This is a genomic window from Corynebacterium sp. MSK008 (assembly GCF_030232585.1).
Classification (GTDB): Bacteria; Actinomycetota; Actinomycetes; order Mycobacteriales; family Mycobacteriaceae; genus Corynebacterium.
Genome location: NZ_JASPJX010000004.1, coordinates 205,184 through 216,257 on the forward strand (window position 1 = coordinate 205,184; position 11,074 = coordinate 216,257).

Here is an 11,074-nt window from a genome sequence, read left to right on the forward strand (position 1 = left end):
GCCGCGTGACTAACCACAACAACAACGAATACGTGGGCGCCCTGGACACCGCCGTCGACGATGTCCGGATGCTGCCCACCCCCGCAGACGCGGCCCAGGAGCTTTCCAAAGAGCCCGTGGACCGCGGCGACATCATCGCCTCTGACGGCCGCACCGCTGCCGCCTGGGCGCTGCGCTTCATCATCGTCGTCGCCGCCACCGCCATCCTGCTCTACCTGCTCAAATGGGTCTGGATGGGCCTCCTGCCCATACTGCTCGCCCTGATCCTGGCAACCGTGCTGTGGCCGCCGGTGCGCTGGATGCGAAACCACAAGATCCCCTCCGCCCTCGCCGTGTTCATCACGCTGATCGGCACCTTCGGCATCCTCGGCGGCATCATCGCCGCGATGGCGCCGACCGTGAAATCGCAGGGCATCGAGCTCGGCCACCAGGCGGAACAGGGAATCAACCAGATCATCGCCTGGCTGAAAGAACAGGACTTCACGTTCCTCGAGCCGGAGCGTATCCAGCAGGCCGTCGACCAGGCCACAGCATTTGTGAAGGGCCAGGCGTCGAACATCGCCTCCGGGGTGTTCTCTGGCATCGGCGCGATTACGTCGGTAGGCACGACGCTCGCATTGACGCTCGTGCTGCTGTTCTTCTTCCTCAAAGACGGCGACCGCTTCCTGCCCTGGGTACGCAAGTACACCGGCGTGCGCGCCGGCTGGCACCTCACCGAGGTGTGCATGCGCTCCTGGAACACCCTGTCCGGCTTCATCCGCACCCAGGCCATCGTGTCTTTGGTGGACGCCGTCTTCATCGGCCTGGGCCTGCTCTTCCTCGGCGTACCTCTGTGGCCGGTGCTGGCAGTGGTGACGTTCTTCGCCGGCTTCATCCCCATCGTCGGTGCAGTTTCCGCCGGCGCGCTGGCCGTGATCATCGCGCTGGTGTCCAACGGATTCATGAATGCAGTGTTCGTGCTCATCCTCATCATCGCCGTGCAGCAGCTGGAGGGCAACGTCCTCTCTCCGATCCTGCAGTCCCAGGCCATGGGCCTGCACGCCGCCGTGGTCCTGCTCGCCGTCGCGGTCGGCGGCACCCTGTTCGGCATCGTCGGCGCATTCCTCGCCGTGCCGGTCGCCGCCGTCGCCGCTGTGTGGCTGCGCTACTGGGCCGAGATGGTCTCGTTGCGCTCCGGTGAAATTACAGCCGACGAGATAGCCATGGCCACCCAACAGACCCAGACCATGGACTCCAAGGAGTCCTTCTTGGCCGTGCGCGACCACATGATGCGCATGGCAAAACGCGACAAGACCAACACGAAGGTCCCCGTCAAGGAAGGCCTCGGCTCCACCCGCGTCCCCCTGGGCGACACCAAAGGCGACACCGAGGTCCCGGGCCGCACCCACGCCATCAAAGACGAAGAATAGGTACGGTGGGCGCCGTACTTACTCATCGACGAAAGGACGTAGACCATGGCCGACCTCAACGGCAAGAACATCGCGATCATCGCCACCGACGGCTTCGAGGATTCGGAGCTGACCTCCCCGAAGGAGGCCGTAGAGTCCGCCGGCGCGACCACCAAGGTCGTCTCCACCGAGACCGGTGAGATCGAGGGCAAGAAGGGCGCAAAGGTAGCTGTCGACGCCACAACGGCCGACGCCTCCGTCGACGAGTTCGACGCCCTTATCCTGCCCGGCGGCACCATCAACGCCGACACCATCCGCACCGATGCCGACGCCGTGGCCCTGGTCAAGGCGTTCAAGGACGCCAGCAAGCCGATCGGCGTGATCTGCCACGGCGGCTGGATCCTCGCCGAAGCCGACGTGCTCAAGGGCGTGACGCTCACCTCCGTGGCCAACGTGAAGACCGACCTGGCCAACGCCGGTGCCAACTGGGTCGACGAAGAAGTTGTGGTCGACTCCGGCTTCATCTCCTCGCGCACCCCAGACGACCTGCCGGCGTTCAACGCCACGCTCGTGGAGGAGTTCGCGAAGTAGGACTCTGTTCTCTCCGCCAGACCCCCAGTACGAAACCCCTATTAAGCGCCATTTTCGCGCTTAATAGGGGTTTCGTTCTCTGGGTTTGTGGTGCCTCCACACCGCCTGCGGGCTGATCTGCTAGTTGCCCGAAAGTGGAACTAGCAGATGAGCTCCTTACTGGCACCTGGTTCCAATATCACCTGGGGCAACAGAAAGTTGGACACTTGATCTGCTAGTTGGGTGTGCGGGGCAACTAGCAGATTCGCAAAATGGGGAGCGGGAGCGGCCCCCGGGAGCGCAGCGGCCAGCTCCGATTACCGCAGGTGCTCGCGCAGCGCCTGCTCAAGCTCGACGCGGGCACGCTCGAGTGCGGCCTCCCATACCTCGGAGGCGGACTCGTCAGCGGAGTCGGAGACCTGCTTGAGCAGGGTCAGCGGCACGCCGAACGTGGAGCACACCGCGGCCAGGGCGTAGCCCTCCATGTCCACGAGCTGGCATTCACGGGCGAGCTCGTCGCGCAGGTCGGAGCGGTTGACAAATGCGTCGCCGGTGGCGAGCTTGGCCTTGGGCAGCTCGGTCAGCGGCTCGAAGGTAAACCAGCGCGGGTAGACAAAATCGGTGATCTCGGAGGTGCCGCCGACTTTGAAGTCGTGCTTGACGGCACCGGAAACCTCGTAGACGCCCGGCTGCAAGTCCACCAGGGCGCCTGCGGTGCCGACGTTGATCACGCGCGACGGCAGCGGCCCGGAAGACAAGCGGCGGGTCAGCGCGATCGCGGCGGGCAGGGTGCCGATGCCGGTAATGAGCACCTCGTGGTCGCCGCCGGACATGATGTCCGCGGCCTCTTCCTTCATAGCTGCGACAATAAGCAAGTCAGACATGGTTGCTTATCGTAGGCGGGCCGGCTGAGGCTCCACCACTGTCGCACCCTCACGCTCGCCTGCGGCCCGGGAGTTCTCCCGCGCCTTCAGCACGCCGCGCACGGACAGCGCCGCGCCCACCACCAGCACCGCAACGCGCACGACCCACAGGCCGGAGTCCATGCCGAGGAACTTCAGCACCACCGGCAGGTTCAAAAACACGATCAGGGTGCCCACGACCCCGCCGAGCGCGATGGGGTTCATGCGGGTGACTACCCACGCGCCGATCGGCGCTGCGATCACCCCGCCTGCCAGCAGCGCGAGCACGCCGGCGAGGTTGGCTATCAGGTCGTTCCACATGCCCACCGCGAAGCCGAGGGTGGCGGCCAGGGTGACCAGGAACTCGGCCGTGTTGACGGTGCCGACGATGCGGCGTGGCTCTGCGCGCCCGGCGGACAGCAGCGTCGAGGTGGTCACGGGCCCCCATCCTCCGCCGCCGGTAGCGTCCACAAACCCGCCGAACAGGCCCAGCCCGGCCAGGAACCCGCGCGAGTGCGGCTTCTCCGCGAGCTTGCGCTGGGTCAGCCCGCGGGCGAAGCGCAGCATGAGGTTCAGCCCGATCAGCGCCAGGATCAGCGACATCACCGGCCGCGCGGCTTCGGTGGACAGGCGCACCAGCACGGTCGCGCCGAGGAAAGCGCCGATTGCTCCGGGGATGCCGATGGCGAAGGCGGTGCGCCAGTCCACGTTGCCGAAGCGGGTGTGCGCCACGCCGGAGGCCAGTGTGGTGCCCAGCTCCGCGGTGTGCACGACTGCGGACGCGGCCGCCGGGGTGAGCCCTGCGAGTGCGATGAGCATGGTGGATGAGGTGGCGCCAAAGCCCATGCCGAGGCCGCCGTCGACAAGTTGGGCGGCCAGGCCGGCCACGGCGATGAGCAGCAGCGTCTCAATCTTGTACATTTCAGGCGTCCTTTTCGGCGGTGCGGTAACGGTCGGCAACGACGTCCGCAAGATCAGTGGTTAAGGGTCCGGAGGCCGGCAGGTGCGGCGGGATCCGGTCCAGAAGTGTTCCGTGGGTGACAAAAAGCGGCAGCACATGCGTGTGCTTATCGACGAACCTCCGGTCGCCCCTCGTCGCCTGCACCACCGACGCATCGATCCCTGCCAAACGCGCCAGGTCATCCGCGAGACGGGTGTAGTTCGCCGCCTGCTCGGGGTCCGATGTGCCGACGGGGAAGATGGTGGCGTGGGGGGCCGAAGGTGCGTCGATAAGCAAGCGCTCATGCAGCACCTCGGCAATGTCGGGGCCGGTGCCGAGCGGCTCGGCGAGGGTGAGGTCGCAGCGGCCTCGCGCCTCGGCGAGGTGCGCCGGCACGTCCACCTTCGCGTGGAACGCGCGGGTAAAAAGCAGGGGCACGACGACGGCGCGCGGGCTGTCTAACGCGGCGGCTGCTTCGGCGAGGGTGGGGCGGTCGAACTCGAGGTGCGCATCGGCCCACTCCACGCCCAGTTTCTCCGCCGCGACCTGTGTGAGCGCGCGGATGCCCTCCTTGGCGCGCGGGTGGCGCGAGCCGTGGGAGAGGGTGATCAGCGCGGTCATGGTGGCTACCGCAGCCTGGTTCCGACGAGGCCCGCGGCCAGCGTGTTGCCGGAAGACTGGTCCACGAGCAGGAAGTTGCCCACCGCGCCGCGGGCGGCGTAGGGCTCAACCGGCAGCTCGTCGGCGGTCTGGATGGTCACGTGCGCGATCTCGTTGAGGGCGACGGCCTCGGGCGAGGTGTTGTCGCCGGCGGCGCCGTCGATGTCGAGGACGCGGTCCACACTGGCCACGCGGGCGCGGACGAACGCGGTGCCGATGCGCAGCTTCACAGCCTGGCCTGCGCGCAGCTCCTTCTCGGTGAGCCCCACGACGGTGGCGGCGAACTCGCGTGTATCCTCCGGCCGGGTGCCCGAGGCCAGAAGGTCGCCGCGGGTCAGGTCGATCTCGTCGGCGAGGCGCAGCGCGACAGAGTCGCCGGCGTGGGCAGTGTCCACCGGGCCGTCGGAGGTGTCGATGCCGGCCACGGTAGTTTTCCGGCCGTAGGGGGCGAGGATCTCGTCGCCGACGGAGACGGAACCGGCGCCCACGCGTCCGGCGTAGGCGCGGTAGTCGCTGGCGTGCTCGCGCAGCACGTACTGGATGTTGAAGCGGAAATCCAGGTCGTCGGCGCGGCCGTGGTGGACCGGGATGGTCTCCAGCAGCTCCAGCACGGTCGGGCCGGTGTACCAGGGGGTCGCGTCGCTGCGCTCCGCGACGTTATCCCCCTTCAACGCGGAAATCGGCACCACGTGCGGGTCCTCGATGCCGAGCTCGGCGGCCTTGGCGTCGAAGGTGGTCTTGATCTCGTTGAAGGTCTCCTCGGAGTAGCCGACCAGGTCGATCTTGTTCACCGCCAGGATCACGGTGCGCACGCCCAAAAGCTTGGCCACGGTGAGGTGGCGGACGGTCTGCTCCACCACGCCGTTGCGGGCGTCCACCAGCAGCACGACCACCTGGGAGGTGGACATGCCGGTGACGGTGTTGCGCGTGTACTGCACGTGGCCCGGGGTGTCGGCGAGGATGAAGGTGCGCTTGTCGGTGGCGAAGTAGCGGTAGGCCACGTCGATGGTGATGCCCTGTTCGCGTTCGGCGCGAAGCCCGTCGACAAGCAAGGAAAGATCAAGCCCCTCGAAGCCGCGGTCGGCGGAGGTGCGCTCCACGGAGGCGAGCTGGTCCGCGAGCACGGACTTGGTGTCGTGCAGGAGGCGGCCGACGAAGGTGGACTTGCCGTCGTCGACGGAGCCGGCGGTGCACAGGCGCAGCGTTTCGCGGTCTGCCAAAGCGGCTGCGGCGGAGGCGGTGGTGGGAGCAGTCATCAGAAGTAGCCTTCCTTCTTGCGGTCTTCCATGGCGGATTCGCTCAGGCGGTCGTCGGCGCGCGTCGCGCCGCGCTCGGTGAGGGTGGAGTTGGCGATCTCGACGAGCACCTCGTCGATCGTGGACGCGTCCGAATCAACCGCGCCCGTGCAGGACATGTCGCCCACGGTGCGGTAGCGCACGCGCCGGGTCTCAAGCTGCTCGCCGTCGCGCGGGCCGCCCCACTCGCCCGGGGTCAGCCACATGCCGTCGCGGCCGAACACCTCGCGGTCGTGCGCGAAGTAGATCGACGGCAGGGCGATCCCGCGGGCGCCGATGTACTCCCACACGTCCGCCTCGGTCCAGTTGGAGATGGGGAACACGCGCACGTTCTCGCCCGGCAGCGTCGCGCCGTTGTACAGGTCCCACAGCTCGGGGCGCTGGCGGCGCGGGTCCCAGCCGCCGAAGGAGTCACGCACGGAAAACACGCGCTCCTTGGCGCGGGCGCGCTCCTCATCGCGGCGCGCGCCGCCCAACACGGCGTTGTAGCCGACCTCCGCGATGGTTTCCACCAGCGGCACGGTCTGCAGCGGGTTACGGGTGCCGTCGGGGCGTTCCTGCAGGTCGCCGCGGTCAATCCAGTCCTGCACCTCGGCCACGCGCAGGCGCAGGCCATGCTTCTCCACGAGCTCGTCGCGGAACTGAATCACCTCCGGGAAGTTGTGCCCGGTGTCCACATGCAGCAACTCGATCGGCATTGCTGCCGGCGCGAACGCCCGGCGCGCCAGCTCGAGCACCACGCACGAGTCCTTGCCGCCGGAAAACAGCAGGCCGATCTTGTCAAACTGCCCGGCCACCTCGCGGATGATGTGGATGGACTCGTTTTCCAAGTCCTTCAGGTGCGGCGACAGCTCAGGTGTCGTTGCTTGCGTCATCTTCTCTAACACTCCTTTTATTCGTGCAGGCCGCACTCGGTCTTGGATGCGAACGCCCAGCGCCCGGCGCGCGGGTCCTCCCCCTCGGCCACGGGCATGGTGCAGGTGGCGCAGCCGATGGAGGGGTAGCCCTGACGGGTCAGCGGGTGGATGATCAGGTCGTTGTCCTCTTCGAAGGCCTCCGTGTCCTCCAGCGACCAGGTCACCAGCGGAGAGATCTTCAGCCGGCCGGTGTTATCCAGGCTCAGCGCGGGCGCCTCGGCCCGGGTGGGGCCGTCGGCGCGGCGCAGGCCGGTGATCCAGCCGGCGTACGGGCTCATGTGCACCGCCAGCGGCTCCACCTTGCGCATGCGGCAGCACGCGCCGGGGTTGCGCAGGTACAGGTTCGGGCCGTACACCTTGTCCTGCTCCGGGCGGGAAAGCTGCGCTTTTGCGCGCACCAGCGTGTGCGAGGGGTAGCGCGCCTCAACTGCGTCGGCCACCTCGAGGGTCTCCGGGAAGTGGTACTCGGTGTCCAAAAAGAGGAAGTCCGCGTCGGGCAGGTGGCGCTCCGCCAGCTCCGCCAGCACGGTGTTCTCCATGGACAGGGTCACCACCAGCTTGCCGGGGGCGTGTTCGTGGGCCCAGCCGAGGATGTCGGCGGCGGATGCGTCGTAAAGCTTGGGTGCCCACTGGTCTACTAGTTGGGCGTTTTGCTTCGCGACGTCCTCCGGCAACGCCGCCGTCTCCCTCGGCCCCTCCGGGCTGGTGTCGGGGTCGCGGAAGTTTCCTCCCGGCTGGTTGAGCAGGTTGGTCATCGCTTCTCTTCCTTCACTACTGCGGTGTGACCGTGCCGTTCCAGGGAGGCCTGCAGCGCCTCCTCCGTCGACGGCGCGGGCGCGTGCGGGGTGTCCGGATCGTCCTGGCCGTGGTACTTCACCTCGAAAACGCGCAGGCACTCCCCGCATTTCCAGGCAAAGTCTGTTTCTTCGTTCGGCCAGAGATCCTCCCCGCCACAATAAGGGCAAAACGAGGGGAAATTGCGGTTCGGATTCGGCGCACGGCGAAAGCTCATCGCAGGTCATCCTCGTCCGCGCGGGCGACCCATTGACGGAATGTTTCGCCGTCCTCGCGCTTGTCCACGTAGTGCTGCACCACGCGCGTGACGTAATCCGTCAGCTCCGTGGAGAGCACCTTGTGGCCGCGCAGCTTGCGGCCGAAGTTCGCGCCCTCGCCGATGGTGCCGCCCAGGTGCACCTGGAAACCCTCGACCTTCTCGCCGGCATCGTTGGCCACCATCTGGCCCTTCAGCCCGATGTCGGAGACTTGGTGGCGCGCGCACGCGTTCGGGCAGCCGTTGAGCGAAATGGTGATGGGCGAATCCAGGTCGCCGAAGCGCTCCTCCAGCTCATCCGCCAGCTCGATCGCGCGGGACTTCGTGGTCACGTGGGCGAGCTTGCAATACTCCAGGCCGGTGCAGGAAAGCAGGCCGCGGCGGAACTCGGAGGGCTTCGAGTACAGCCCCATTTCCTCCAAATCAGCCTGCAGCTTCTCGACGTCCTCCGGTGCGACCCCGAGCAGCAGCACCTCCTTGAACGGAGTGAAGCGCAGGTCGGTCACGCCGTAGCGTTCTGCGAGGTCAGCCAGGGCGATGAGCTGCTCGCCGGACATGTGGCCCAGCGTCGGCTTCACGCCGATGTAGACGTTGCCGTCCTTCTGCTCGTGCACGCCGATGTGGTCGCGGTCGACCAGGTTGTTGGGGGCCTTTGGTCCGTCGGGAAGCGCATAGCCCAAGTAATCCTCTTCGAGGATCTGGCGGAACTTCTCCACGCCCCACTCTTTGACCAGGAATTTCAGGCGCGCGCGGTTGCGCAGGCGGCGGTAGCCGTAGTCGCGGAAGATGCGCACCACGTTCGCCCACACGTCCGGCACCTGTTCGAGGGTGACAAAGGCGCCGAGCGACTGCGCGAGCATCGGGTTGGTGGACAGCCCGCCGCCGACGTAGCACTCGAAGCCGGGGCCGAGCTCGGGGTGCTCGACGCCGATGAAGGCGAGGTCGTTGATCTCGTGGACGACGTCCTGGCGGGCGTTGCCGGAGATCGCGGACTTGAATTTGCGCGGCAGGTTCTGGAACTCGTCGTCGGTGACGATCTGCTGGATCTTACGGATCGCCGGTGTGGCGTCGATGATCTCGTCCTTGGCGATGCCGGCGACCGGGGAGCCCAGGATCACGCGCGGTACGTCGCCGCAGGCGTCCCAGGTATTCAGACCGTTGGCCTCGAGCTTCTCCCAGATCGCGGGGACGTCTTCGATGCGCACCCAGTGGAACTGGATGTTCTGTCGGTCCGTCAGATCCACGGTGGAGCGGGCGTAGTCGCGGGAGAGCTCGCCGACGGCGCGGGCCTGCGCGGTGGAGCAGATGCCGCCGTCGAAGCGGATGCGCATCATGAAGTACTTGTCTTCGAGCACACTGTTGTCCTCGCCGGTGAACTCGCCGCCCAGGTTCTGCTTGCGCTGGGTGTACAGACCGAGCCACTTAAAGCGCGGGTAGAGGTCCTCGCGGTCGATCGAATCGAAGCCGCCCTTGGAGTAGATGTCGATCACGCGCTGTTTCACGTCCAGGACCGGGGATTCCTGTTTGATCTCCTCGTCGTGGTTCAGCGGCGCGGAGCCGTCGATAAGCCACTGCCCCTCAGGCTTCTTGGCGCGCGTCCTGGGCTTTGTGGGTGCGCTCATCTGCTCTCCCTAACTAGACAACTCTGTACACATCCGGGCGGCCCGGAGCTATTGCTGGCCAATAGTGCCGGACTACTCGGTCTAAAACAACCGGACTGCCGAAAGTGCCGGTTAACGCAGTGAATGTAAAGAGTTTGCGAGGGTTGAGAATGAAAATGCGGGTAGGTTTAAGACCACTCGGTCTATACGCTATAGTATCCAACATCAACACACCCTTTTGCGAAAGGACTATGAACTTATGAGCCTGCGCGTCGCCGTAGTTGGCGCCGGCCCAGCCGGCATTTACGCCTCCGACCTGCTAATCCGCAACGAAGAGCACGACATCCACGTCGACCTCTTCGAGCAGATGCCCGCCCCCTTCGGCCTGATCCGTTACGGCGTGGCACCCGACCACCCGCGAATCAAGGGCATTGTGAAGTCCCTGCACAACGTGCTGGACAAGGACAAGCTGCGCCTGATCGCCAACGTCACCGTCGGCCGCGACATCACCATCGACGACCTGCGCGACTACTACGACGCCGTCGTTATCTCCACCGGCGCCGTGCGCGACCGCGAACTGCTCATCCCCGGCGGCGACAAGTCCATCGGCGCCGGCGAGTTCGTCGGCTTCTACGACGGCAACCCCCGCTTCGAGCGCAACTGGAACCTCGAAGCCAAGGAAGTCGCCGTCATCGGCGTGGGCAACGTAGCCCTCGACGTCTCCCGCATCCTGGCCAAGACCGGCGAGGAGCTCACCGTCACCGAAATCCCGGACAACGTCTACGAATCCCTGAAGAACAACAAGGCCGAGACCGTGCACATGTTCGGCCGCCGCGGCCCTGCCCAGGCCAAGTTCACGCCGAAGGAGCTGCGCGAGCTCGACGAGTCCGACACCATCCAGGTGCTCGTGGACCCCGAGGACATCGACTACGACGAGCTGTCCGAGCAGGTCCGCCGCTCCGACAAGTCCATCGATCTGAACTGCCAGGTGCTGGAACAGTACGCCATGCGCGAGCCGGACGACGCCCCGCACAAGATCCACATCCACTTCTTCGAAGAGCCGGTGGAAGTGCTCACCGAGGGTGACGCCATCGTGGGCATCCGTACCGAGCGCCAGGAGCTCGACGGCAACGGCGGCATCCGCGGCACCGGCAAGTTCACCGACTGGCCGGTCCAGCAGGTCTACCACGCCGTGGGCTACCGCTCCGAGCCGGTCGAGGGCGTGCCGTTCGACCTCGAGCGCCACGTCATCCCCAACGACGGCGGCCGCGTCCTGGTCACCGCCGAGGAAGGCGCCGCACCGGAGGACAAGCTCTACGTCACCGGCTGGATCAAGCGCGGACCCGTGGGCCTGATCGGCAACACCAAGTCCGACGCCAAGGAAACCACCGACATGCTCATCGCCGACGCGGACGCCGGCAAGCTCGCCGCGCCGACCCACACCGGCGCCGACGACATCTTTGACCTGCTGCGCGAGCGCGGCGTGGACTACGCCACCTGGGAAGGCTGGTACAAGCTCGACGAGGCCGAGCGCGCCCTCGGCGCCGCCGACCCCAACTTCCCGCGCGAGCGCAAGAAGATCGTGGAGTGGGAGGACATGCTCGGCCACTCCCGCTTCCAGGGCTAGGCGCGGCGGAGACTGGGCACCTCGATGCTGATCTGCTAGTTGTTCGATGTTATGTCTATGGACATTTTGGACGCGGAGTCTGGTCACTTATTGGACATGGAGTCTGGTGACTTATTGGACACG

11 protein-coding genes are annotated in these 11,074 nt (G+C 66.3%); 3 read left to right on the forward strand and 8 right to left on the reverse strand.

Annotated elements, in window-relative coordinates; all coding sequences use genetic code 11:
• Window positions 1–5 precede the first annotated feature (5 nt).
• Window positions 6–1,409 carry an AI-2E family transporter gene (locus tag QP996_RS04965; protein WP_350309508.1) on the forward strand — a complete coding sequence of 468 codons (1,404 nt, stop codon included), beginning with the start codon at window positions 6–8 and terminating at the stop codon, window positions 1,407–1,409.
• A 45-nt stretch (window positions 1,410–1,454) separates the two neighbouring features.
• Window positions 1,455–1,979, forward strand: a complete 525-nt coding sequence (locus QP996_RS04970) for a type 1 glutamine amidotransferase domain-containing protein (RefSeq protein WP_284871531.1) — start codon at window positions 1,455–1,457, stop codon at window positions 1,977–1,979.
• A gap of 296 nt (window positions 1,980–2,275) precedes the next feature.
• Here QP996_RS04970 and QP996_RS04975 read toward each other — a convergent pair whose 3' ends face one another.
• Genes QP996_RS04975 through QP996_RS05010 form a run of 8 tightly spaced genes read right to left on the reverse strand, consistent with a single transcriptional unit; the run spans window position 2,276 to window position 9,345 of the window.
• A complete protein-coding gene (locus tag QP996_RS04975) occupies window positions 2,276–2,842 on the reverse strand; it encodes a nucleosidase (RefSeq protein WP_284871532.1) in 567 nt (188 codons plus the stop codon).
• A gap of 6 nt (window positions 2,843–2,848) precedes the next feature.
• Window positions 2,849–3,772, reverse strand: a complete 924-nt coding sequence (locus QP996_RS04980) for a sulfite exporter TauE/SafE family protein (RefSeq protein WP_284871546.1) — start codon at window positions 3,770–3,772, stop codon at window positions 2,849–2,851.
• Between the two features lie 10 nt (window positions 3,773–3,782).
• Window positions 3,783–4,421: a sirohydrochlorin chelatase gene (locus QP996_RS04985; protein WP_284871533.1), complete on the reverse strand. Its 639-nt coding sequence runs from the start codon at window positions 4,419–4,421 to the stop codon at window positions 3,783–3,785.
• 5 nt (window positions 4,422–4,426) lie between these two features.
• Window positions 4,427–5,716 (reverse strand): sulfate adenylyltransferase subunit 1, encoded by a 1,290-nt coding sequence (locus QP996_RS04990; protein WP_284871534.1) that lies wholly within the window; start codon window positions 5,714–5,716, stop codon window positions 4,427–4,429.
• Window positions 5,716–6,630 carry a sulfate adenylyltransferase subunit CysD gene (gene cysD / locus QP996_RS04995; RefSeq protein ID WP_284871535.1) on the reverse strand — a complete coding sequence of 305 codons (915 nt, stop codon included), beginning with the start codon at window positions 6,628–6,630 and terminating at the stop codon, window positions 5,716–5,718. Before cysD ends, QP996_RS04990 begins: the two co-directional genes overlap by 1 nt.
• A 17-nt stretch (window positions 6,631–6,647) precedes the next feature.
• The gene (locus tag QP996_RS05000) at window positions 6,648–7,427 is read right to left on the reverse strand and encodes a phosphoadenylyl-sulfate reductase (RefSeq protein ID WP_284871536.1); all 780 of its coding nucleotides are present in this window, start codon (window positions 7,425–7,427) and stop codon (window positions 6,648–6,650) included.
• A complete protein-coding gene (locus QP996_RS05005) occupies window positions 7,424–7,684 on the reverse strand; it encodes a hypothetical protein (protein WP_284871537.1) in 261 nt (86 codons plus the stop codon). The genes QP996_RS05000 and QP996_RS05005 overlap by 4 nt, the downstream gene beginning before the upstream one ends.
• Window positions 7,681–9,345, reverse strand: coding sequence for a nitrite/sulfite reductase (locus tag QP996_RS05010; protein ID WP_284871538.1), 1,665 nt, complete (start codon window positions 9,343–9,345; stop codon window positions 7,681–7,683). Before QP996_RS05010 ends, QP996_RS05005 begins: the two co-directional genes overlap by 4 nt.
• Before the next feature lie 238 nt (window positions 9,346–9,583).
• On the opposite strand from QP996_RS05010, the gene QP996_RS05015 reads away from it, so the two are divergent.
• The gene (locus QP996_RS05015; RefSeq protein WP_284871539.1) at window positions 9,584–10,951 is read left to right on the forward strand and encodes an FAD-dependent oxidoreductase; all 1,368 of its coding nucleotides are present in this window, start codon (window positions 9,584–9,586) and stop codon (window positions 10,949–10,951) included.
• Window positions 10,952–11,074: the final 123 nt, after the last annotated feature.

Coding starts and splice junctions, on each gene's coding strand:
- QP996_RS04985 (WP_284871533.1), bottom strand. CDS start 4,421: ATGACCGCGCTGATCACCCTCTCCCACGGCTCGCGCCACCCGCGCGCC.
- QP996_RS04990 (WP_284871534.1), bottom strand. CDS start 5,716: ATGACTGCTCCCACCACCGCCTCCGCCGCAGCCGCTTTGGCAGACCGC.
- QP996_RS05015 (WP_284871539.1), top strand. CDS start 9,584: ATGAGCCTGCGCGTCGCCGTAGTTGGCGCCGGCCCAGCCGGCATTTAC.
- QP996_RS05005 (WP_284871537.1), bottom strand. CDS start 7,684: ATGAGCTTTCGCCGTGCGCCGAATCCGAACCGCAATTTCCCCTCGTTT.
- cysD (WP_284871535.1), bottom strand. CDS start 6,630: ATGACGCAAGCAACGACACCTGAGCTGTCGCCGCACCTGAAGGACTTG.
- QP996_RS05010 (WP_284871538.1), bottom strand. CDS start 9,345: ATGAGCGCACCCACAAAGCCCAGGACGCGCGCCAAGAAGCCTGAGGGG.
- QP996_RS04975 (WP_284871532.1), bottom strand. CDS start 2,842: ATGTCTGACTTGCTTATTGTCGCAGCTATGAAGGAAGAGGCCGCGGAC.
- QP996_RS05000 (WP_284871536.1), bottom strand. CDS start 7,427: ATGACCAACCTGCTCAACCAGCCGGGAGGAAACTTCCGCGACCCCGAC.
- QP996_RS04970 (WP_284871531.1), top strand. CDS start 1,455: ATGGCCGACCTCAACGGCAAGAACATCGCGATCATCGCCACCGACGGC.